Origin of the sequence: Saccharothrix coeruleofusca, assembly GCF_017876325.1 — a bacterium.
Lineage (GTDB): Bacteria > Actinomycetota > Actinomycetes > Mycobacteriales > Pseudonocardiaceae > Actinosynnema > Actinosynnema coeruleofuscum.
Genome location: NZ_JAGINV010000001.1, coordinates 349288 through 370092 on the forward strand (window position 1 = coordinate 349288; position 20805 = coordinate 370092).

Annotated in this window: 23 protein-coding genes and 2 tRNA genes; 13 read left to right on the forward strand and 12 right to left on the reverse strand. The window is 69.9% G+C overall.

Translation table 11 applies throughout. The features are described 5' to 3' along the window. Nucleotides 1-68: 68 nt before the first annotated feature. From JOF41_RS01710 to JOF41_RS01730, 5 genes are all read right to left on the reverse strand, one after another. The gene (locus JOF41_RS01710; RefSeq protein WP_209615589.1) at nt 69-1277 is read right to left on the reverse strand and encodes a GNAT family N-acetyltransferase; all 1209 of its coding nucleotides are present in this window, start codon (nt 1275-1277) and stop codon (nt 69-71) included. 118 nt (nt 1278-1395) lie between these two features. Then, entirely contained in the window at nt 1396-1734 is a 339-nt protein-coding gene (locus JOF41_RS01715) for a VOC family protein (RefSeq protein ID WP_189222155.1), read from the reverse strand. 18 nt (nt 1735-1752) lie between these two features. Further along, nucleotides 1753-2085: a YnfA family protein gene (locus JOF41_RS01720; RefSeq protein WP_189222154.1), complete on the reverse strand. Its 333-nt coding sequence runs from the start codon at nt 2083-2085 to the stop codon at nt 1753-1755. Nucleotides 2086-2161: 76 nt separating this feature from the next. Next, nucleotides 2162-2425, reverse strand: coding sequence for a YxzC family protein (locus tag JOF41_RS01725; protein ID WP_209615591.1), 264 nt, complete (start codon nt 2423-2425; stop codon nt 2162-2164). 64 nt (nt 2426-2489) lie between these two features. After that, the gene (locus tag JOF41_RS01730) at nt 2490-3329 is read right to left on the reverse strand and encodes an NAD(P)H-binding protein (RefSeq protein ID WP_209615593.1); all 840 of its coding nucleotides are present in this window, start codon (nt 3327-3329) and stop codon (nt 2490-2492) included. A 92-nt stretch (nt 3330-3421) separates the two neighbouring features. Here JOF41_RS01730 and JOF41_RS01735 point away from each other — a divergent pair, with 92 nt between their 5' ends. Further along, nucleotides 3422-3793 carry a winged helix-turn-helix transcriptional regulator gene (locus tag JOF41_RS01735; protein ID WP_209615596.1) on the forward strand — a complete coding sequence of 124 codons (372 nt, stop codon included), beginning with the start codon at nt 3422-3424 and terminating at the stop codon, nt 3791-3793. Between the two features lie 407 nt (nt 3794-4200). Next, a complete protein-coding gene (locus JOF41_RS01740) occupies nt 4201-4815 on the forward strand; it encodes a TRADD-N-associated membrane domain-containing protein (RefSeq protein ID WP_209615599.1) in 615 nt (204 codons plus the stop codon). 253 nt (nt 4816-5068) lie between these two features. On the opposite strand, the gene JOF41_RS01745 is transcribed toward JOF41_RS01740, so the two are convergent. Together JOF41_RS01745 and JOF41_RS01750 are read right to left on the reverse strand one after the other, a co-directional pair. Further along, entirely contained in the window at nt 5069-5902 is an 834-nt protein-coding gene (locus tag JOF41_RS01745) for an inositol monophosphatase family protein (protein ID WP_307867170.1), read from the reverse strand. A gap of 608 nt (nt 5903-6510) precedes the next feature. After that, nucleotides 6511-6581, reverse strand: a tRNA-Gly gene (locus JOF41_RS01750). Between the two features lie 60 nt (nt 6582-6641). On the opposite strand from JOF41_RS01750, the gene JOF41_RS01755 reads away from it, so the two are divergent. Continuing rightward, nucleotides 6642-6715, forward strand: a tRNA-Pro gene (locus JOF41_RS01755). A gap of 62 nt (nt 6716-6777) precedes the next feature. On the opposite strand, the gene JOF41_RS01760 is transcribed toward JOF41_RS01755, so the two are convergent. Then, the gene (locus JOF41_RS01760) at nt 6778-7848 is read right to left on the reverse strand and encodes a saccharopine dehydrogenase family protein (RefSeq protein ID WP_209615602.1); all 1071 of its coding nucleotides are present in this window, start codon (nt 7846-7848) and stop codon (nt 6778-6780) included. A 99-nt stretch (nt 7849-7947) separates the two neighbouring features. Here JOF41_RS01760 and JOF41_RS01765 point away from each other — a divergent pair, with 99 nt between their 5' ends. After that, the gene (locus JOF41_RS01765; RefSeq protein WP_209615605.1) at nt 7948-8535 is read left to right on the forward strand and encodes a TetR family transcriptional regulator; all 588 of its coding nucleotides are present in this window, start codon (nt 7948-7950) and stop codon (nt 8533-8535) included. 31 nt (nt 8536-8566) lie between these two features. Further along, nucleotides 8567-8710: a hypothetical protein gene (locus JOF41_RS01770; RefSeq protein WP_189222147.1), complete on the forward strand. Its 144-nt coding sequence runs from the start codon at nt 8567-8569 to the stop codon at nt 8708-8710. 2 nt (nt 8711-8712) lie between these two features. Here the strand turns inward: JOF41_RS01770 and JOF41_RS01775 are convergent, their stop codons facing one another. Both JOF41_RS01775 and JOF41_RS01780 read right to left on the reverse strand, forming a co-directional pair. Further along, nucleotides 8713-8964 (reverse strand): hypothetical protein, encoded by a 252-nt coding sequence (locus JOF41_RS01775; protein WP_189222146.1) that lies wholly within the window; start codon nt 8962-8964, stop codon nt 8713-8715. A gap of 84 nt (nt 8965-9048) precedes the next feature. Beyond that, entirely contained in the window at nt 9049-9954 is a 906-nt protein-coding gene (locus tag JOF41_RS01780; RefSeq protein WP_209615608.1) for a LysR family transcriptional regulator, read from the reverse strand. Between the two features lie 1021 nt (nt 9955-10975). Between JOF41_RS01780 and tig the strand changes: the two genes are divergently transcribed. From tig to JOF41_RS01805, 5 genes are all read left to right on the forward strand, one after another. Further along, complete coding sequence (gene tig, locus JOF41_RS01785) at nt 10976-12352, forward strand: trigger factor (protein WP_189222144.1); 1377 nt, start codon at nt 10976-10978, stop codon at nt 12350-12352. Between the two features lie 100 nt (nt 12353-12452). Then, nucleotides 12453-13061: an ATP-dependent Clp protease proteolytic subunit gene (locus JOF41_RS01790; protein ID WP_209615612.1), complete on the forward strand. Its 609-nt coding sequence runs from the start codon at nt 12453-12455 to the stop codon at nt 13059-13061. Between the two features lie 29 nt (nt 13062-13090). After that, complete coding sequence (locus tag JOF41_RS01795) at nt 13091-13720, forward strand: ATP-dependent Clp protease proteolytic subunit (RefSeq protein WP_189222143.1); 630 nt, start codon at nt 13091-13093, stop codon at nt 13718-13720. Nucleotides 13721-13923: 203 nt separating this feature from the next. Continuing rightward, nucleotides 13924-15204 carry an ATP-dependent Clp protease ATP-binding subunit ClpX gene (clpX, locus tag JOF41_RS01800; RefSeq protein ID WP_189222142.1) on the forward strand — a complete coding sequence of 427 codons (1281 nt, stop codon included), beginning with the start codon at nt 13924-13926 and terminating at the stop codon, nt 15202-15204. 4 nt (nt 15205-15208) lie between these two features. After that, entirely contained in the window at nt 15209-15796 is a 588-nt protein-coding gene (locus JOF41_RS01805) for an RBBP9/YdeN family alpha/beta hydrolase (protein WP_189222141.1), read from the forward strand. A gap of 43 nt (nt 15797-15839) precedes the next feature. Here JOF41_RS01805 and JOF41_RS01810 read toward each other — a convergent pair whose 3' ends face one another. Next, on the reverse strand, nt 15840-16715 hold the full coding sequence (locus JOF41_RS01810; protein ID WP_209615615.1) for an alpha/beta hydrolase: 876 nt from the start codon (nt 16713-16715) through the stop codon (nt 15840-15842). Between the two features lie 153 nt (nt 16716-16868). Next, nucleotides 16869-17693 (reverse strand): formate dehydrogenase accessory sulfurtransferase FdhD, encoded by an 825-nt coding sequence (fdhD, locus tag JOF41_RS01815; RefSeq protein WP_209615617.1) that lies wholly within the window; start codon nt 17691-17693, stop codon nt 16869-16871. Nucleotides 17694-17760: 67 nt separating this feature from the next. On the opposite strand from fdhD, the gene JOF41_RS01820 reads away from it, so the two are divergent. Genes JOF41_RS01820 through JOF41_RS01825 form a run of 3 tightly spaced genes read left to right on the forward strand, consistent with a single transcriptional unit; the run spans nt 17761 to nt 20753 of the window. Then, entirely contained in the window at nt 17761-19071 is a 1311-nt protein-coding gene (locus JOF41_RS01820) for an OFA family MFS transporter (protein ID WP_209615620.1), read from the forward strand. Beyond that, nucleotides 19068-19172 (forward strand): MFS transporter small subunit, encoded by a 105-nt coding sequence (locus JOF41_RS38735; RefSeq protein WP_443705455.1) that lies wholly within the window; start codon nt 19068-19070, stop codon nt 19170-19172. The genes JOF41_RS01820 and JOF41_RS38735 overlap by 4 nt, the downstream gene beginning before the upstream one ends. A gap of 9 nt (nt 19173-19181) precedes the next feature. Next, nucleotides 19182-20753 (forward strand): phytoene desaturase family protein, encoded by a 1572-nt coding sequence (locus JOF41_RS01825; RefSeq protein ID WP_209615623.1) that lies wholly within the window; start codon nt 19182-19184, stop codon nt 20751-20753. Nucleotides 20754-20805 lie beyond the last annotated feature (52 nt).

Here is a 20805-nt window from a genome sequence, read left to right on the forward strand (position 1 = left end):
TCGGGGCGGCTACTCGCCGCCTTTGTCCGGAACAACGCCGAGGCCCCGCACCGGGTTCCCGGAGCGACCTAGAACACCTCGGGGCAGTGCGGCTCGCGGTCGCCGAGGAAGGCGTGCGACAGCGCGGCGAGAGCGCCCGCCGACCGCTCGTGCACGGCCTGCGCCGCCCCCAGCACCGTCAGCCGGGTCCCGCCGAGGTACGCCGCGCCCAGCGCCCGCACGTCCATCGCCAGGTCCGGCGCGTCGGAGGTGCGCCGCACGACCGCCTCACCGCCCTTGACCGTCATCCGCCAGGTGCCGGCGTTCCACGGGCACAGCTCGTCGGAGACCTCCAGCACCACGTCCACATCGGACTGGTAGCGGCGCAGCGCCAGCGCGCGGTCCACGTCCACCAGCCGCACCCACAGCGAGTCCGCGCGGCTGCGCAGCGCCAGCCGCGAGTCGGCCAGCAGGTGCACCACCGGGTCGTCCGCGGCGGTGAACAGCTGGAGCTCGCCCACCAGGTCCACGTCCAGCAGGTAGCGGTAGAGCGCGGCGAAGGCCACGGCGTCCTCCGCGGCCAGCTCCCGCACGTACAGCTGGTGCCGAGGACCGCGCTCCTGCCAGTCCTGCGTGACCCGGTAGACCGCGTAACCGCGCGGGTGCAGCACGTAACGGTAGGCGCTGCGGCCGTGTCGGTCCCGCTCCTCGTCCCTGAGGCGGTACTCCCACATCGCGTCGTCGCGGCTCAACCAGCCCGTGCGGTGCGGCCGGACCCGCTCGTACAGCTCCTTGATCACCGGCATGGCCTGCTGCCGGGGCGCCTCGCGCACCCGCTCGTCCCCGACCGAGACGTGCGGCAGGAACTCCGCGCGCGCGGGCACGGACAAGCGCAGGAAGTCCACCGCATAGCCGTAGCCGTAGCGGCCGTAGATGGCCGCTTCGGAAGCCCACAGCGCCGCCAGCGGCTCACGCGCCTGCTCGTGCAGCCCGTGCAGCTGGGCCCGCATGACCATGTTCAGCACGCCGCGCCTGCGGTGTCCCGGTCTCACCACGACCGAGGTGACCGCCGCAACCGCTTGCGGCCCGACGCCGGGCAGCGTCATCTCCCGGCTCTGGATGCCACCGCCGCCGATCAGCTCGTCGCCGTCGAAGACGCCGTGGTGCCGCTCGGCCTCGAACAGGCCGTGCCACCGGCCGACGTGCTCCTCATCGACATCGGATAAGAACGCGGCGTTCACCAACCGCTGGAACCGTGCCGAGTCATCGGGGACGAGAGTGCGGATGGTCAGACCCATGCGGTGTTCATACGCCCCGAGGCAGGCAACCGCGACCGAGTTTCGGAGGCACCTCCTCCCCGTGAGTCGACCCCTCGGGTGCCGCGAGTTCAACGCCCGGGCCGCCCGTCCAGGTCGTTCAGTCCGACACGAAGCAGAACTCGTTGCCCTCGGGGTCGAGCATCACCTGGAACCGCCCCTCGGCGTCCGACTGGACCTCGCCCCGCTTCACCGCACCCAGCTCCAGCGCCCGCCGCGTCGCCGCCCCGATGTCGTCCACCTCGACGTCGAAGTGCAGCCGGTTCTTCACCGACTTGCCCTCCGGCACCGGCTGGAACGCCACCCGCGGCCACCCCTCGGCCTCGACGTGCGACCACCCCGACGGCCGGTCGACCGGCTCCGCGCCGAGCAACGCCGCCCAGAACCGCGCGAGCGCCGCGGCGTCCGAGCAGTCCACCACCACCTGGTCCAAACCCATGCGCGTCATGGTGGAGGACTACCCGCGCGGCGCGTACATGATCAGGCCGACGCCCACCAAGCACACCACCGCGCCGATCACGTCGAACCGGTCGGGCCGGAACCCGTCGACCACGACACCCCACACCAGCGAACCCGCCACGAACACCCCGCCATACGCGGCCAGGATGCGCCCGAAGTTGGCGTCGGGCTGGAGCGTGGCCACGAACCCGTACGCGCCCAGCGCGAGCACGCCCAGCCCCGCGAACAACCACCCGCGCTGCTCCCGCACCCCTTGCCAGACAAGCCAAGCACCACCGATCTCGGCGATGGCGGCGAGGACGAACAGGATCGCGGAGCGCAGCACGGTCATGCCCGTCAGCCTGCCATTGGGCCGACCCCGCTTGTCCGGAGTGGACTCGCTGGAGGTCCGCCCCGTGCGGATGGACCTACTCCGAGCCATCTCCACGCAGCTCGGACAGCCATTCGGAAACCTGGTGGAGGTCGTGCAGGTACTCCCCGGCGGGGCCGGCGGGGAGATCGATCCCGTGCAGGCGACCAAGGGCGCTCCACACCAGCGGGTCCGCCACGTCAACGTCCTCGGTGAAGTACCGAGCCGCCCACCGGTCGACCTCCTCCCGGCCGGCCGCACCGCTCAACAGCCGCTCGAACTGCCTCTCGACATCAGCGCGCGAAGGCGGCTTCAAGCTCATGGTCGTCGAGTGTGGCAGCTGATCGGCAGCGGATCACCGAGCAACCCCAGCGCGCGGGCCGGTCTCAGCGGAACGCGTCGACGTTGCGGGCGGCCCAGTCGGCGAAGGTGCGCGGGGCACGGCCCAGGACCCGCTCGACGTCCGGGCTGACGCGCAGCTCGGCCGGACTGGGGGAGCTGAGGATGTCCAGGGTGTCGTCGGCGAGCTCCCCCGGCATGGTCCGCACCATGCCCGCCTTGGCCTCCTCGCGGGTGAGTTCGTGGAACCGCACCGGCGAGCCCAGCGCGTCGGTGATGGCCTCCGCCTGCCCGCGCGGCGAGATCAGCTCCGGACCGGTCAACTCGTACACACCGCCGTTGTGCCGGTCCTCCAGCAGGCAGGCCGCCGCGACCTCGGCGATGTCCGCCGGGTCGATCAGCGGCACCGCGATGTCACCGAAAGGCGCGGCGACAACCCGCCGCGTGCGCACGGACTCGGCCCACCACAAGGCGTTGGAGGCGAAGCCGCCCGGCCGCAGGACGGCCCACTCCAGACCGGACTCCCGCAGCGTGTCCTCCAACTGGCGCATCGCGACCCGCGTCCGGCCGAAGGGCCTGGTGACCACGCCCAGCGTGGAGAGCAGGACGACCCGGCGGACCCCGTTGGCCACCGCTTGGCCGATGATGTCGGTCGGCTTGGCTTCGGGGGCGTGCATGTCGCCGGACAGCAGCAGGAACAACGCCTCCGCGTCGGCCAGCAGCGGTTCCAGGACCGCGGGCTCGGCCAGGTCGGCCGTCACGTGGCGGACGCCGTCCGGCACCTCCGCCGCGTGCCGCGACACCGCCGTCACCTTCTGGCCCGCCTCAGCCAGCGCCCGCGTCAGCGGCTTGCCGATGTTCCCGGTAGCACCGGTCACCACGATCATGAGCAGCTCCTCGCTCGATCTCCTCTTGTGGCGGCGACGCTAGGAGCTGGGCTAACTATTGGTAAGGACGTACCTCTCGGTAAGCTCAGTACATGACGGGAGGTGTGCAGCTACCGCAGGCCGAGGCGGACCAGCGGTATGAGGTGTTTCACACCGACTGCCCCGCGCGCACCGTGATCGACCACGTGACCAGCAAGTGGGGCGTCTGGGTGCTGATCTCCCTGCGCAGCGGCGACCTCCGGTTCTACGAGCTGCGCGAGAGCATCCGGGGCATCAGCGAGAAGATGCTGGCCCAGACCCTGCGCGGGCTGGTCGAGGACGGCCTGGTCCGGCGCGAGGTCGAACCGGCGTCGCCACCCAGGGTCACCTACGGGCTGACGGAGTTCGGCCGGGAGGTCAGCGAACCGCTGGGCGACCTGCTCGACCGGATCACCCAACGGCTGCCGTCGCGCGGTGAGGGATAGTGCGGTCACTGAGTGACCTGCGGTGCGGAATGTGAATCGCTGAAGATCTGAAAGGTATCCCGCACAAACCCTGATGAGAGCGTGGACGCTGCCATCAGGACTGCATCGTGTCCTCGACTGGTCGCTCTGGGCCCTGGGATGGGGAGGGGGCGATGAGCTGCGGATTTCTCTGCCTCGAGAGGCTGACGTGATCATTTCCGCTCATCGTTCACCATAGTTGATCAATGCTATTCCGTGTCCGGTGGCCTGATCGCGGGATCCGTCGCCTTTGCTCAACTTGAACCAGTGCTGACCGCTCGAACGAGTGTAGTGGCGACTACGGTTCGACAACGTCATGTGATGGCGGCGATGATCATGCGTTGTGAGGTAGGATCCCGTATGTTGCCTGAATCGACGGGAGTGTGTCAATGGGTGACGGTGATGGGCGAGGCTTAAATGAGAACAGCGTGGTGAACGTTTTCCATGGAAATGTTGTACAGGCTGTTCATGTCGGCGCACGGGCAACTTCGAACCCGGAGGGCGACGGATACTCTGAGCGCCGCCAGTCATTTCTTTTCAACTTCTACAACCAAGCCTTCAAGCAGGCGGAGATCACGTTCCGCATGAGCTTGGTGTTTATGGGTATAGGCGCAATTGTCGTGCTCGCGGGTGGCGGATTGGCACTTCTGCGCGGGAGTGGTCCTGGGCTTAACTACGCGGCGCTGGTTTCAAGCTTGAGCGGTGCCATCATTGGGACGTGCGGTGGAGCGTTTGCGTTGCACGCCAATCGGGCACGCAGGCACTTGACCGAACAGGTTGAGAAGATCGAAAAGGAGTTGCAGTCTGATCGTCGACTGCAGCAAACGCTTCAGCTTATCGAGCAGGTTGATGACAGCACACTGCGGGACCGACTTAAGAGCGTGACCGCCATGCGCGCTCTTGATGTCGAGCCCGATGCTCAAGCTGTAACCAGTCATCTCTTGGCGGACAGTACCACGGTGACGCCTAAAGCGCTGCCACGGGATGGGCGGCGCAAACGGTGATGGAATAATAACTCCAGGTGGGGCGGCGAATATTGTGGCCATGTCGTTCGTTGACGAAGTGGCGAAGCTGTTGTGGTCGGAAGCGACTTGGTGGCAATTCGCCTCTCCGTGGCACACGGCCTTTCAGGGCGCAGGAACCTGCTCCGCGTGACTGCTTGGTGGAACGGAACGCGGGCCCAGTGGCAGCGATGCGGGGAGGCTGTGCAAATGTGAGGCGGGGTTGGCCGCATCGCGGTAGTCGACCGTACTGATCTCAGAGAGCCGTATTCGGCAACTGTGAGGGTTCAATCCCGATGCCCGCCTGCACCAGGGAGAGCAGCGGTTCGGCAATGCTTGGTGCGGCAGCGATGGTATGGGTGGCGGCCGAGGTGTGTTCGCGGCCGGTGCTGTCGAGTGCGATGGCTCCGGCTTCGCGGGCGATGAGGACGCCTGCGGCGATGTCGTGGGTCTTGTTGGACATGATCACGGCGGCGTCGATGCGGCCTTCGGCCAGCCAGGTGAGGTCGTGGGCGGCGGATCCGAACATGCGGATGCGTTCGACTTGGGCGGCCAGTGCGGCGGTGAGGGCGATGCGCTGCTTGTTCTTCTCGTGGGAGTCCTCGCCGGTGGCGTGGTCGCCGATGGCGACCATCGCCTTGGACGGCTCGGCCGTGGTGCTCACTCGGATGGGGCGACCGTTGACGTACGCGCCGCGGCCGTGGGCGGCGGTGTAGTGCAGGTCCGCGTAGGGCAGGGCGATGGCGGCGACAATGGCACGGTCTCCCTGCATGAGTCCGAGGGAGACTCCGCACAGTGGCACGCCGTGGACGAGGTTGGCCGTTCCGTCGACGGGGTCCAGTGACCAGTGAAGGTCGCTGTCGGCGGTCTGGTCGTCCGCTCCCCCTTCCTCGCCGATGAAGCCGATCTCGGGAGTGATTTTGGCCAGATAGGCGCGTATCTCGTGTTCGATGCGTAGATCGACGTCGGTGAAGGTGTCTCGGTCGGCCTTCTCGATGACTGTTTGCGGCCTGGTGGTCTTGATCAGGTCGGTTCCGATGGTCACGGCCTGACGTGCGATCTCGGCCAGTCGGTCGGGCGAGGGCGTCACGCGGTCTTCTTGGCGCGGTTCCACATCGGGTCGAACACCAGGAGGAGGTGGCGAACAGGCCGGGCTCGGCGTCGTCCTTCCCTATGAGGAGTGTGAAGGACTCGACGCCTCGGCACTGCACTCGGCCTGATCGGTGATGGTGATGTAGTGGCGGATTGGCTCGTCGTAGGCCCTGGTAGCCACCCCCCGTGCAAAGCCGCGCCCCATCTGGGTGCGGCCCTCAGAGGGTGGGGTTCCATGCGAGCCACTGTCCTATGTGGACAGACTGCGTGATCGTGTCGGGCCACCTGGTGATGCTGGCTCTGCTGTCCCGCTGGCCGCCTTGGCGGTGTGGGTGGGGCTGCACCCCGGGCCGCTTGGCGGCACGGCCGGTCATCGAGTGGCAAGGGTGACGGTGTACGTGCCCCTTGGGTCGGCGATGCGGCTGGCGGATCTGGGCAAGCGGAACCAGGGGGTACCGCACCAAGCTGCGGTGGTTCAGCAAGGTGATGGGGACTGCCCGAAAGGGCACAGAAGAGGGCACGCGAGGGGCGCGGAAGATCCACGGAAGCGAGAAGACCGTCCACGGAGGACGGTCGGCAAGCGATCTACCAGCGGAGCAAGACGAGAGCGGGTGACGGGAATCGAACCCGCATGACCAGCTTGGAAGGCTGGGGCTCTACCATTGAGCTACACCCGCATCGCACCCACGGGGTGGGTGCGGAAACAGCTTAGCGTGTCACGCTAAGGTGGTAAGGACCGGGGCGTGGCGCAGTTTGGTAGCGCACCCGCTTTGGGAGCGGGGGGTCGCAGGTTCAAATCCTGTCGCCCCGACTGGGCGGGGCCTACCAGCGGAAACGCCGGTAGGCCCACTCAGCTCGGCGGTCACCGGTGGCTCAGGCGATGAAGTACTCGCCGCCGCACGCCTCGGCCAGCGAGCTGCCGAACAGCGCCGCCGGGGTGTGGAAACCCGGCTTCCCCTGGCCCGTCAGCAGGCGGTGGACCACTTCGGCGGGCACCACGCCGGTCCACGCCTGGGCCTCGCCGACGCGCAGCCAGCCCTCGCGTTCCGTGCCGTCCGCCCATCGGACTACGGCGTGACCCCACGAGTACTCGCGGGGCTGTGGCCTGGCCTTGATCTTCACCGCGGCCAGTTGCCGCTTGGCGAGGGTCCGCACGGGCCCGATCGCCAGCAGCGACATGGCCAGTCGCATGATCGTCCGCGCCACCGGAGATGACGGGACTTCGCTGGACGCGGCGAGCACGTCGGGTGCGCCGCTGGCGCGTTGAGCGGCGACCAGTTCGCCCAGTGGCATGGCGGAGGTGGTGACCGTCGCTCCGTCGGGGAGCACGAAGCGGGTCGGCTCGTCCCCCAGCCGTGCCGGGGCCAGTCGCCCGTCCCGGTACCGGCGGCCCTGGTACCGGCCGCCGCCCTCAACGCCGGGAATCCCCTCGACGAAGGTGCCTGCCAGCGCTTCCCCGACGACGCCTTCCTCCATCGCGAGCGAGGGGATCATGTCCACCCGCACCTGCTCGGGCGTCGGGCGTCCCTCGCACAGCTTCACGACCACGCTCTCGGTCGCGGTCACGCCGAACCCGGCGCCGGTCACGATCGTGCGGCCCGCCGTGGCGGCGGCCTCGTCGAGGGCGAGCGTCGTGGAGAAGGAGGCCAGGTCGTTGGCCAGGTCGAGGTAGTGGCTCGCGGGCAGGCACGCCCGCGCCAGCGGTGCCGCCGTCGTGCTGAACGGGCCGACCGTGTTGACCACGACGGCGGGGCGCTGCCTGCTGATCTCGGCCGCCATCTCGTCGACCGACGCCGCCACGACCACGCGGTCCCCCTCGGCCGCGGCGGCCAGGCGGTCCGCGTCCCGGCCGACCAGCACCGGCCGGATGCCGCGCTTCCTCAGCTCGGCCGCGATCGCGCGCCCGCTGCGGCCCGTGCCGCCCAGAATCCACACCTCGGTCATGGCAGTTCCACTCTCGCTCCGCTGCCGCCACAGTGACGACACGCAATGTCATCACCGTACAGTGCCATGACATCGCGTGTCATCGCATAGGCTGGTGGGGTGGGGAGATGGCGACCGGACGCGCGCGAACGCCTCCAGCGGGCGGCCTTCGAGCTCATCTCGGAGCGGGGGTTCGCCGCGACGACCGTGCCCGAGATCACCGCTCGGGCGGGTCTGACCACCCGCACGTTCTTCCGGCACTTCGCCGACAAGCGCGAGGTGCTCTTCGCCGAAGACGCCGGGGTGGCCGCGATCGTCACGGAGCTGATGGCGCGGGTGCCCGCCTCCGCCGCCCCGCTGGCGGTGGTCCGGGAGAGCCTGCGGCTCATGGCGGACACCTACTTCGAGGAGCGCAAGGAGGTGCTGCGCCAGCGCCGCGAGCTGGTCCGCTGCGACGAAGGGCTGCGCGAGCGCGAACTGCGCAAGCGCGCGGCCGTGTCCGACGCGATCCGGGAGGGTTTCCTGGCTCGCGGCCTCGACGCCACCCGCGCCACCCTGCTGGCCGAGACGTGCGTGACGCTGCTCGGCGTCTCCATGGCCGAGTGGCTGGACGACGACGACTGCTACCTCCGCGACATCGTCCGCGACACCTTCGAGACGCTGCGCGCGGAACTCGGCGCGGACGGGAGCGGGGAGTCGAACGGGTGACACGGCGGGTGGCGCGGGGTACCCGCGTGGCATGACGACAGCGCCGTTCGAACCCGATCCGAGGTTCCGCGAGGACCGCATCGCCGCCGCCGACCCCGGACCGGGCGGGCCCGAGCCCGCGGAGGGGTTCGGGGTGGAGGCCGAGGAGCCCGACCTCGTGGAGGACGACGAGTAGGGTCAGCCGCCCTGCAGGTCGACGACCGTGGAGATCGCGGCGGCGTGCTCCTGGAGCTGCCGGTCGTCGGCGTCCTCGCGGACGCCCCTGGCGAGCAGTTCGTCCCGCGACGTCAGCAGCAGCGCGCCGCGGAGGGCATCGGTGTCCAGGTCGTCGACCTTGACCACCTCGACCCTGCCCTCCACGAGCACCAGCGTCGGGTCGGGCAGGTCGGAGGTGAGCAGTTTTCGCAGGTCCTCGGCCGCAACGGTCATACCGCCTGCGGTACCCGCGACGCGGCCCCGCCAACCCTGTGGCCGTTCTTGAGCACCCCGCGGCTCAAGAACGGCTCCACAGGGTCACGGGTGGGCGGCCACCTGCTCGCTGACCACCTGTGCTGCGGCCGACACCAGGGCCGTGACCGACGGGTTGGCCGAGTTGTCCCGGCGCCACGCGAACTGGGTGCAGACCCGGAACGGCGGGGCCCACGGCAGTCGGCGCAGCCTGCCGTCGGCGAGTTCCGCGGCGACGGTCACCTCCGGGACCAGCGAGATCCCCAGGCCCGATGCCACCGCCCGCTTGGCGGCGTCGAGCGAGTCCAGCGCCAGCACCGGTGACCGGGACTCGGCGTCCCGCAGCCCGAGCGCCTGCTCGAACTGCTCGTAGTAGCTGGCGCCGTTCTCGGCCCGGATCAGCGTGCTGCCGCGCAGGTCCTGCTCGGTGATCACCGGGCGGCGGGTCAGCGCGTGGGTCGGCCCGGCGACCACGACCAGCGGCTCCTGGCACAGCACGGTCGTCTCCAGCCCTTCGTGGGCCTCGATCGGGCCGATGAAGAACGCGCAGTCCAGCCGTCCCTCGCCCACCTCGGCCAGGTTGGTCCTGGTGTTGCCGGAGTGCAGCGAGATCTGGACGCTCGGGTAGCGCCAGCACATGTACTCGATCAGCGGTAACAGCCTGTAGTCGGTGAGGCTCTGGGCGCTGCCGATGACCAGCTTGCCGTGCGGTTCGCCGTTCATCGTGATGGCTTTTCTCGCCTTGTCGGTGAGCGTGATGATGTTTCGCGCGAAAGGCAGCAGCTCGACCCCGGCGGAGGTCATCTGGATGCCGCGCGGAAGGCGGCGGAACAAAGGCACTCCGAGAGTTTCCTCAAGGGCTTTGATCCGCGTGGTGATGGTCGGTTGCGAGCAGTTCAGGGTGGCGGCTGCCTTGGTGAAACTGCCCGTCTGGACCACAGTCGTGAACGCCAGGAGTTGACGTGTTTCCATGGAACTCCCCAACGGTGCGTGAAGAGGGTGGGCCACGGGCGCGGGGCGTCGTGGGCCGGGTGCGTGGCGGCGGTCGGGCCTGGTCGTGCGCGTCCTGCGGGCGCGCGGTCAGGAGGCCGTCAACATCGCCGTGCTACCGCGTGGGGCGGGGCTCGGTGGGCGAGGTCCCCCGTAAGGGTCTCCACCGGTGGTCGTGCTGGTTCGTTCGGCAGCGGCGGAATTGATCTCATCGGGTCATCGGCACCTTTTCTGGTAGGTGGTTAAAGAGCTCGATGACATCGTCTGGCTCTTCGTCGCCGGCTGCGTCCGCTGCTGACCCCCCAGAACGTCCGGCGACTATTTAATTGAGTGGACCTCCGGGCGTGCGGGTCCGGGCGTTACGTTACCTGAAGCTCGCACTAATGGGCTACGGCGAGTGGAGTCATCTCGACAAGTGAAAACTTTCCACCCCTGGTTGCTCCGAACGGCCCTTGGTCACTCCTTTGGGCTAGTTGTCGACCGGCTGTGGTTGCCGAAGGTCAATCGCTGTTGCGACATCCGGGTGATGCTGGCGGGCTGCCGCCGATAGGCGGTTCTGTTCCGTCCGGCAGAGGCTGTGGCAGCCGGTCCGGTGAGCCTGTCCGTCCTCGACGCCGAGGCCGCGACGCGCGTCGACCCGCCGTCGTGACCTGTGGTCATAGGGCCTTCCGATGGCACGGGAGGCATCCACCGGGGTGTGCCCGTTCCGAAGGGGTGGGGCTTGGACGAGTGAACCATCTCCGTGGAATCGCTCTCACGATCCCGCCGGTAATTCCATCGGGTGTCGAAACAACTCCGGATATGGCGTCCTGGGTGACTCGAGGTTATTCGCCGGGTATTCACGCAGCGCTACCGCCGCGCCGCGGGCCGGGCGCCGGGCGGCCCCAGTCGGGGGTCGGCCCCCCTCGGAGTCCGGCCTCGCCTAGACTCGGGCGGAATCCCGACGCCAGTCCAGGTGTTCTCGGGATGTTCCGCACGTCCTGCCCGTTACGAGGAGACCACGTTGAAGAGCACCGTCGAGCACCTGAGCCCGACGCGGGTCCGGATCAACGTCGAGGTGCCGTTCGACGAGCTCAAGTCGGACTTCGACCGCGCCTACCGCAAGCTGGCCAAGCAGGTCCGCATCCCCGGCTTCCGCCCCGGCAAGGCCCCCGCCCGCGTGCTGGAGAGCCGCATCGGCCGCGCGCCGGTCCTGGACGAGGTCGTCCAGGAGGCCATCCCGGCCAAGTACCTGGAGGCCGTCAACTCCGGTGAGCTGCGCACCCTGGGCCGGCCGGACTTCGAGGTGACCAAGATCGAGGACGGCGAGTCGCTGGCCTTCACCGCCGAGGTCGACGTCCGCCCCGAGATCACCGTGCCCGCCTTCGGCGAGCTGTCGGTCACCGTCGACGACCAGGAGGTCACCGACGAGGACGTGGCCACCCAGCTCGACGAGCTGCGCGCCCGCTTCGGCACGCTGACCGGCGTCCAGCGGCCCGCCCAGCAGGGCGACTTCGTCGTGGTCGACCTCTCGGCGACCGTGGACGGCGAGGAGGTCGAGGAGGCCAAGACCACCGGCCTGTCCTACGAGATCGGCTCCGGCCAGCTCGTCGAGGGCATCGACGACGCCCTGATCGGCGCCGCCGAGGGCGAGACCAAGACCTTCACCACCACGCTGGTGGCGGGCGAGCACGCGGGCCGCGAGGCCGAGGTCTCCGTCGTGGTCAACAGCGTCAAGGAGCGCCAGCTGCCCGAGCTGGACGACGAGTTCGCCCAGCTGGCCAGCGAGTTCGACACCCTCGACGAGCTCAAGGACGACCTGCGGGTGCGCCTTGGCCGGGTCAAGAAGATGCAGCAGGGCGTCCAGGCCCGCGACAAGGTGCTGGAGGCGCTGCTGGCCAGCGTCGAGGTGCCGCTGCCCGAGGCCGTGGTCAAGGGCGAGATCGAGGCCCGCGAGCACGACGCCGTGCACGCCTTCGACCACGACGAGGCGCGCTTCGCCGAGTGGCTGGCCGAGCAGGGCCAGACCAAGGAGCAGTTCGACACCGAGGTGCGCGAAGCGGCCGAGCAGGCCGTGAAGACGCAGCTGGTGCTCGACGCCATCGCCGACGCCGAGCAGCTGTCGGTCTCCGACGCCGAGCTGACCGAGCGCATCATCTACCAGGCGCAGCGCTTCGGCGTCAGCCCCGACGAGTACGTCAAGCGGGCCCAGCAGTCCGGCCAGCTCGGCGCCATCTTCGCCGACGTGCGCCGGGGCAAGGCGCTGGCCTCCGTGGTCCGCCAGGCCACCGTCACCGACGCCGCGGGCAACGCCCTCGACCTGGACGAGCTGTTCGGCGAGGCGAAGTCCACTGAGGAGACCGCCGCGGGAACCCCCGCGGAATCCCCGGCCGGGGAGTGAAGCCCTGAGCGAACGCGGGCGGTGTCGGGAAGGCGACGCCGCCCGCCTTCGTTAAGGTCGTTGCTACGAGACTCTTTTCGGCAAAGTTAGGCAGGCAGACGTGACGCAGCACTCCTTCCCGACGCCCGAGATGCGGTCGGCCACGGGGATGAACCTCAACGACTCGGTCTACGAGCGCCTGCTCCGCGAGCGGATCATCGTGCTGGGGTCGCAGGTCGAAGAGGGCATCGCCAACCAGATCACCGCCCAGCTGCTCCTGCTCGCGGCCGAGGACCCCGAGAAGGACATCACCCTCTACATCAACTCGCCCGGTGGATCGGTGACCGCGGGCATGGCGATCTACGACACGATGCAGCTCATCGAGCCGGACGTGGCCACCTACGCGATGGGCCTGGCCGCCTCGATGGGGCAGTTCCTGCTCTCCGCGGGCGCTCCCGGCAAGCGGCACGCGCTGCCGCACGCGCGCATCCTGATGCACCAGCCGTCCGCGGGCGTGGGCGGCACCGCGGCCGACATCGCGATCCAGGCCGACATGCTCTCCCGGACCAAGCGGGAGATGGCCGAGCTGATCGCCGAGCACACCGGTCAGCCGGTGGAGCGCATCATCGCCGACTCCGACCGCGACCGCTGGTTCACCGCCCAGGAAGCCCTGGAGTACGGCTTCGTGGACAAGGTGATCAGCCGCGCCAGCCAGGCGAACTCCAACTGACCGGCGAGCACAGGACCAGGAGAACCACAGTGAGCCAGTTCCACGCGCCGCAGTCCCGGTACGTGCTCCCGTCGTTCGTCGAGCGCACCAGCTACGGCATCAAGGAGTCCAACCCGTACAACAAGCTGTTCGAGGAGCGCATCATCTTCCTCGGCGTGCAGGTGGACGACGCGTCGGCCAACGACGTGATGGCCCAGCTGCTCGTGCTGGAGTCGGAGGACCCCGACCGCGACATCCTGATGTACATCAACTCGCCGGGTGGCTCGTTCACCTCGCTGATGGCCATCTACGACACCATGCAGTTCGTCCGCCCGGACATCCAGACCTACTGCCTGGGCCAGGCGGCCTCGGCGGCGGCGGTGCTGCTGGCGGCGGGCACGCCGGGCAAGCGGCACGCGCTGCCCAACTCGCGGGTGCTGATCCACCAGCCCGCCACCGAGGGCGTCTACGGGCAGGTCTCCGACCTGGAGATCCAGTCCAACGAGATCCAGCGGGTGCGCAGGCTGCTGGAGACCACCCTGGCGCGGCACACCAGCCGCTCGCCGGAGCAGGTTCGCGACGACATCGAGCGCGACAAGATCCTGACGGCCGAGGAGGCCAAGGACTACGGCATCGTGGACAGCGTCCTGCCGTACCGGAAGCTCTCGGCCAAGGGCTGACGCGGACCCCCGACACGCCGAGCCGGCCGGGGTGCCGCTCGGATCGGCGGGTCGGGGGCACGCTGGTCCTCCCGCGCAGGCGGGTGGGACAGGTACCGTCGAGGGGAACGCAGCGCGACCCCGCACCCAGCGGGCTCCGCGCCGAACCAGCAGTCAGGCGCTGCACACCAGGTGTGCGCCGGAGGGGACAGAGGTCAGCGGTCATGGCACGTATCGGTGACGGCGGCGACCTGCTGAAGTGCTCTTTCTGCGGCAAGAGCCAGAAGCAGGTGAAAAAACTCATCGCCGGCCCCGGTGTCTACATCTGCGATGAGTGCATCGACCTCTGCAACGAGATCATCGAGGAAGAACTCGCGGAGGCGGGCGACGTCAAGCTCGACGAGCTGCCCAAGCCCGCCGAGATCCACGACTTCCTCGACCAGTACGTGATCGGCCAGAACGAGGCCAAGCGGACTCTCTCGGTGGCGGTCTACAACCACTACAAGCGCATCCAGGCCGGTGACCGCGGGCGTGAGGGCCGCGACGACGGCGTGGAGCTGGCCAAGTCGAACATCCTCATGCTCGGCCCGACCGGCTGCGGCAAGACCTACCTGGCCCAGACGCTGGCCAAGATGCTCAACGTGCCGTTCGCCATCGCCGACGCCACGGCGCTGACCGAGGCGGGCTACGTGGGCGAGGACGTCGAGAACATCCTGCTCAAGCTCATCCAGGCGGCGGACTACGACGTCAAGCGGGCCGAGACCGGGATCATCTACATCGACGAGGTCGACAAGATCGCCCGGAAGAGTGAAAACCCGTCGATCACGCGCGACGTCTCGGGCGAGGGCGTGCAGCAGGCGCTGCTGAAGATCCTGGAGGGGACCACCGCCTCGGTGCCCCCGCAGGGCGGGCGCAAGCACCCCCACCAGGAGTTCATCCAGATCGACACGACGAACGTGCTGTTCATCGTGGCGGGCGCGTTCGCCGGTCTGGAGAAGATCATCCAGGACCGCGTGGGCAAGCGCGGCCTCGGCTTCGGCGCCGAGGTGCGCACCAAGGCCGAGGTGGACGCGGCGGACTACTTCGCCGAGTCGATGCCCGAGGACCTGATCAAGTTCGGCCTCATCCCGGAGTTCATCGGCCGACTGCCGATGGTGGCCAGCGTCACGAACCTGGACAAGGACTCCCTGGTCCGCATCCTCACCGAGCCGAAGAACGCGCTGGTCAAGCAGTATCAGAAGCTGTTCGAGATGGACGGCGTGGAGCTGGAGTTCACCCGGACCGCGATGGAGGCCGTCGCCGACCAGGCGATCCTGCGCGGCACCGGCGCGCGCGGCCTGCGGGCGATCATGGAGGAAGTCCTGCTGCCGGTGATGTACGACATCCCCAGCCGCTCGGACGTGGCCAAGGTCGTCATCACCGAGCAGACGGTCAAGGAGAACGTGAACCCGACCATCGTGGCCCGCCAGCCCAGCCGCCGGGAGCGGCGCGAGAAGTCGGCGTAGGGCGTTGTCGCTGCCGCACGTCCTGCTCCTGCACGGCCTGACCGGGTCGGGGCCGACCCACTGGCAGAACTGGCTGGCGGGCGAGCTGGCGCGGCACGGGGCCCAGGTCGACCTGCCGGAGTTCAGCTCGCCCGACGCGCCGGAGCTGGACGTGTGGCTGGCGGAGCTGCGCGGCCACCTGGCCGCCGCACCCCCTTCATCCGAACGGGTGGTCGCGGCGCATTCGCTGGGCAGCCTGCTGTGGCTGCACCACGCGGCCGCCGACCCGGACCCGGCGTTGCGGGTGGACCGGGTGCTGCTGGTGGCCCCACCCAGCCCGCACTTCACCGGCGAACCGCTGATCGCGGACTTCCTGGACTGCCCGCTGGACCCGGCGGCGGTCCGCGCGGCGGCGGGCGACACGCGGCTGGTGGTGGGCCAGGACGACCCGTACTGCACGCTGGAGCAGGCCAGGGAGCTGGCGGCGGCGCTGCGGGTGGAGCTGGACGTCATCGCGGGCGGAGCTCACCTGAACGTGGCCGCCGGCTACGGTCCGTGGCCCGCGGTGTTCAAGTGGGTGCGCAGCGACCGGGTGCCGCTCACACCGCGCTGACCAGAACGCGCTGATCAGAACGCGCCGACCCAGGACGCGCTGATCACGATCGGGGGGTGCTGACGCGCCTGCCGAGGAAGCGGACCACGTCCGGGGTGACCTTGTGGTAGAACACGTCGTCGTGGCCGCCGGGGATCACCGAGGCCACGGCGGGCCGGGCGGCCGCGATGAACCGCCGGGTGCCCACGATGAACCGGTCCCGGTCGCCGATCCACACCCCGATCGGCGTGGGCCCCAGCTCGTCCACGTGCCGCAGCGGGTCCAGCGACGCCCACTGGGCCTGGTCGGCGAACGCCTTGCGCTTGGCCATCTCCGGCCACGAGGTGAGCAGACCGGGCGCCATGGCGGCCACCGCGCGCAGCGCCTCCCGCCGCTGGTGCCTGCGCCGGGCGTAGACCAGCGCGCCGAACCCGCCCATGGACGCCCCCGTGCAGGCGAACACCGGTCCGAAGCCGCGTTCGGCCAGCCACCGGGGCACCTCCTCCAGCAGCATCTCCATCGGGTCGTCGCCGGGCACGTTCTCGTGCCAGTAGTGGTCGCCCCCGTCGACCGCCACGAAGCCGAACGGCGGCACCGCGCCCCGGCCGACCGCGGAGACCAGCACCTCCGGCAGCCCGCCGACGGCGGCCCAGCGGGCGCTGCCGTGCAGGCCGTGCAGCAGGATCGACATGGGCAGGCCCCTGGTCGGCACGCCCGGCGGGACCATGGTCAGGAAGTCGACCTCCCGCCCGCGCGCGGCGGAGAACACCCGGTCCACCTTCACCACGGCCCGCTTGCCGCCGGGTTTGGGACCGGCCACGCCCAGCGCGTAGCGCAGCGCCTCGCTCATCGGCGCGTTGCCGTGCAGCCCCAGCGCGATCCCGGTCGCGCCCAGCCCGGCCGCGCCGAGCGCCCCGAGCACCGAGCGCCTGCTGACCATCCGCCCCCTCCGCCCGCTTCCCCCTGTGCCATCGCCGACGACCCGCCGCGCGTTTCGGCCGCACCACGGCGTTCACGCGGAGTTCGGTCATCCGTCGCCGTTACGACGCGCGGCACCGGAGGGAGGTTGCACAGCGCCACGCCCGCGCGCGGTTCACCCCTGGACCCGCTCCGCACCCGCGTAGACGTTCATCGAGTCGCCGCGCAGGAAGCCGACCAGCGTCACGCCCTGCTCCTCGGCCAGCTCGGCGGCCAGCGAGGACGGCGCGGACACCGCGGCCAGCACCGGCACGCCCGCCATCGCCGCCTTCTGCACCAGCTCGAACGACGCGCGCCCGGACACCATGAGCACCGTCCCGGCCGAGGGCACCCGCTTGTTCAGCACCGCCCAGCCCAGCACCTTGTCGACCGCGTTGTGCCTGCCGACGTCCTCGCGCACGACCAGCGCGTCGCCGTCGGCGGTGAACAGGCCCGCCGCGTGCAGGCCGCCGGTGGACGCGAACACCTTCTGCCTCTCGCGCAGCGCGTCCGGCAGCGCGGCCAGCACGTCGACGGTGATCCGGCAGTCGTCGGCGGCCGGGGGGAAGCGGGTCTTGAGCTTCACCGCGTCCAGCGCGGCCTTGCCGCACACCCCGCACGAGGAGGTGGTGTAGAAGTTGCGCTCCACCCCCGTCTCGGGCGGCGCGACGCCGGGGGCCAGCGCCACGTCGAGCACGTTGTAGGTGTTGCGCCCGTCCGGGCCCGCGCCCTCGCAGTAGCGCGCCACGGACACGTCGTCCAGCCCGCCGATGACACCTTCGCTGAGCAGGAAGCCGTGAGCCAGTTCCACGTCGTGACCGGGCGTGCGCATGGTGACGGCCAGTGCTTTGCCGTTCACCCTCAGTTCCAACGGCTCTTCAGCCGCCAACAAATCCACCCGTTTGCGTTGCGTTCGGCGCGAATAGGTGACCACTGGGCGACGGACAGTGACTCGACCCATCGTGGACTCCTTGCTCCAGGCTAAGTTTTTCGTGGCTCGCCAACCAGGTTACGGAGGTGCACGGCCAGTGGGTTTCCTCGACCGCTCGCGCACGGTGGCCCCGCCCGACTGGAACCGCTGGCTGGTCCCGCCCGCGGCGCTGTCGGTGCACCTGGCCATCGGCCAAGCCTATGCCTGGAGCGTGTTCAAGCCCCCGCTGGAGAGCGCGCTCGGCCTCACCGGCACGCAGAGCGCGCTGCCGTTCCAACTGGGCATCGTGATGCTCGGCCTGTCGGCGGCCTTCGGCGGCACGCTGGTGGAGCGCAACGGCCCGCGCTGGGCCATGTTCGTCTCCGCCACCTGCTTCTCCACCGGCTTCCTGGTCTCCGCCCTGGGCGCGTGGACGCAGCAGTACTGGCTGGTGGTGCTGGGCTACGGCTTCATCGGCGGCATCGGCCTGGGCATCGGCTACATCTCGCCGGTGTCCACGCTGATCAAGTGGTTCCCGGACCGGCCGGGCATGGCCACCGGCATCGCGATCATGGGCTTCGGCGGCGGCGCGCTGATCGCCTCGCCGTGGTCGGCCCAGATGCTGGAGTCCTTCGGCCGCACCCCCGAGGGCATCGGCCAGGCGTTCCTGGTGCACGGCCTGGCCTACGCGGTGTTCATGTCCGTCGGCGTGCTGCTGGTGCGGGTGCCCGCGCACGTCCGGGAGCGGGAGGTGGTGCGCTCCGCGGTCAACGTCTCCGCCCGCAACGCCCTGCGCACCCCCCAGTTCTGGTGCCTGTGGGTGGTGCTGTGCTTCAACGTCACCGCGGGCATCGGCATCCTGGAGAAGGCGTCGCCGATGATCGTCGACTTCTTCAAGGACACCGCCACACCGGTCGCGGCGGGCGCGGCGGCCGGGTTCGTGGCGCTGCTGTCGCTGACCAACATGGCGGGCCGCATCATCTGGTCGTCCACATCGGACCTGGTGGGGCGCAAGAACATCTACCGCCTGTACCTGGGCGTCGGCGCGCTGATGTACCTGCTGCTGGCGCTGGCGGGCAACTCCTCCAAGCTGCTGTTCGTGCTGTGCGCCATGCTGATCCTGTCCTTCTACGGCGGCGGGTTCGCCACCGTCCCGGCCTACCTGAAGGACCTGTTCGGCACCTACCAGGTCGGCGCGATCCACGGCAGGCTGCTCACCGCGTGGTCCACCGCCGGCGTGCTCGGCCCGCTGATCGTCAACGCCATCGCCGATGGCCAGAAGGCGGCCGGGAAGTCCGGCCCGGACCTCTACACCACGTCTCTGTTCATCATGATGGGCCTGCTGGTGGTGGGCTTCGTCGCCAACGAGCTGGTGCGCCCGGTGGCGGCCAAGTACCACGAGCCGGAGCTGGAAGGAGCGTCCCGATGAGGCGCGGCCTGGTCGTCTTCGCCTGGCTGTGGGTGGGCCTGCCGCTGGCCTACGGCCTGTTCGAGCTGATCCGCAAGGTCACCGCGCTGTTCACCGGCTAGGGTCGGCCGGTGGACTCCTACGACGTCGTGGTGGTCGGCGGCGGGCACAACGCCCTGGTCGCCGCGGCCTACCTGGCGCGGGCCGGGCGCTCGGTGCTGGTGCTGGAGAAGCTCGACCACGTCGGCGGCGCGGCGGTCAGCGAGCAGGTCTTCCCCGGCGTGCCCGCCCGCCTGTCGCGGTACTCCTACCTGGTCAGCCTGCTGCCCGACCGCGTCGTCGCGGACCTGGGGCTGAGGTTGTCGCTGCGCTCGCGCGCCGTCGCCTCCTACACCCCGCACGGGCGGGGCGGCCTGCTCGTCGAGCGGACGCCGGGCGAGGCGACCGCGGCCTCGTTCCGCGAGCTGACCGGTTCCGACGCGGAGTGGCGGCGCTGGCGGCGCTGGTACGACGAACTGGCGGACCTGGCCGGGGTGCTGGCGCCGACGCTGCTGGAACCGCTGGAGTCCCGCGAGCGGACCCGCCGCCGGGTCGAGGCGGCGGGGCTGGCGCGGGTGTGGGAGCAGGTCTTCGAGCGCCCGCTGGGCGAAGCGCTGCGGGAGCTGTTCACCGACGACCTGGTGCGCGGCGTGGCGGCGACCGACGGCCTGATCGGCACGCACACCTCGTTGGACGACCTGAGGGCCAACCGCTGCTTCCTCTACCACGTGATCGGCAACGGCACGGGGGAGTGGCGCGTGCCGGTCGGCGGGATGGGCGCGGTGACCGCGGAACTGGCCCGCGCCGCGCGGGAAGCCGGGGCCCGGATCGTGACCGGGGCCGAAGTGTCCCGTGTGGACGCCGACGGCGTCAGCGCCGAGGTGGAGTTCGGCGACCGCGTGGTGGGAGCGCGGTTCGTGCTGTCCGGTGTGGCCCCGGCGGTGCTGGACTCGTTGCGGGGCAAGGAAGTCCGGCGGGTCGCCGAGGGCAGCCAGCTGAAGGTCAACATGCTGCTGCGCAAGCTGCCGCGGTTGCGCGGCGGCATCGACCCGCGCCTGGCGTTCGCGGGCACGCTGCACCTGGCCGAGTCGTACGGGCAGCTGGAGACGGCCTACCGGGAGAGCGCGGCGGGCCGGGTGCCGTCGGTGCTGCCCGCGGAGATGTACTGCCACACGCTGACCGACCCGTCGATCCTCGCGCCCGAGCAGGCGCGGCGGGGGTGGCACACGCTGACCCTGTTCGGCCTGCACACGCCCGCCGCGCTGTTCGAGCGGGACAACGACGGGCTGCGCGAACACCTCGTCGGCCGGTACCTGTCCGCGTTGGACGAGCACCTGGTGGAGCCGATCGAGGAGTGCCTGGCCGTCGACGCGGACGGCAGGCCCTGCGTCGAGGCGCGCACACCGCTGGACCTGGAGGCCGAGCTGGGACTGCCGCGCGGCAACATCTTCCACGACGAGCTGGCCTGGCCCTTCGCCGAGACGCGGGACGAGGTCGGCCGGTGGGGTGTGGAGACCGACGTGGCGAACCTGTTGCTCTGCGGCTCGGGCGCGCGGCGCGGCGGCGCGGTCAGCGGCATCGGCGGCCACAACGCCGCCATGGCCGTCCTGTCCCCCCAACCGCGTCGGCAAGTACTACCCATGCCCCCTCCGGGGAGCGCATGACTACTACCCGTCCCGGCGGACGGGCGGGTCGGGTAGTAGTCAGCGGCCCCTG

Coding starts and splice junctions, on each gene's coding strand:
- JOF41_RS01710 (WP_209615589.1), bottom strand. CDS start 1,277: ATGGGTCTGACCATCCGCACTCTCGTCCCCGATGACTCGGCACGGTTC.
- JOF41_RS01715 (WP_189222155.1), bottom strand. CDS start 1,734: ATGGGTTTGGACCAGGTGGTGGTGGACTGCTCGGACGCCGCGGCGCTC.
- JOF41_RS01720 (WP_189222154.1), bottom strand. CDS start 2,085: ATGACCGTGCTGCGCTCCGCGATCCTGTTCGTCCTCGCCGCCATCGCC.
- JOF41_RS01725 (WP_209615591.1), bottom strand. CDS start 2,425: ATGAGCTTGAAGCCGCCTTCGCGCGCTGATGTCGAGAGGCAGTTCGAG.
- JOF41_RS01730 (WP_209615593.1), bottom strand. CDS start 3,329: ATGATCGTGGTGACCGGTGCTACCGGGAACATCGGCAAGCCGCTGACG.
- JOF41_RS01735 (WP_209615596.1), top strand. CDS start 3,422: ATGACGGGAGGTGTGCAGCTACCGCAGGCCGAGGCGGACCAGCGGTAT.
- JOF41_RS01740 (WP_209615599.1), top strand. CDS start 4,201: ATGGGTGACGGTGATGGGCGAGGCTTAAATGAGAACAGCGTGGTGAAC.
- JOF41_RS01760 (WP_209615602.1), bottom strand. CDS start 7,848: ATGACCGAGGTGTGGATTCTGGGCGGCACGGGCCGCAGCGGGCGCGCG.
- JOF41_RS01770 (WP_189222147.1), top strand. CDS start 8,567: ATGACGACAGCGCCGTTCGAACCCGATCCGAGGTTCCGCGAGGACCGC.
- JOF41_RS01775 (WP_189222146.1), bottom strand. CDS start 8,964: ATGACCGTTGCGGCCGAGGACCTGCGAAAACTGCTCACCTCCGACCTG.
- JOF41_RS01780 (WP_209615608.1), bottom strand. CDS start 9,954: ATGGAAACACGTCAACTCCTGGCGTTCACGACTGTGGTCCAGACGGGC.
- clpX (WP_189222142.1), top strand. CDS start 13,924: ATGGCACGTATCGGTGACGGCGGCGACCTGCTGAAGTGCTCTTTCTGC.
- JOF41_RS01810 (WP_209615615.1), bottom strand. CDS start 16,715: ATGGTCAGCAGGCGCTCGGTGCTCGGGGCGCTCGGCGCGGCCGGGCTG.
- fdhD (WP_209615617.1), bottom strand. CDS start 17,693: ATGGGTCGAGTCACTGTCCGTCGCCCAGTGGTCACCTATTCGCGCCGA.
- JOF41_RS38735 (WP_443705455.1), top strand. CDS start 19,068: ATGAGGCGCGGCCTGGTCGTCTTCGCCTGGCTGTGGGTGGGCCTGCCG.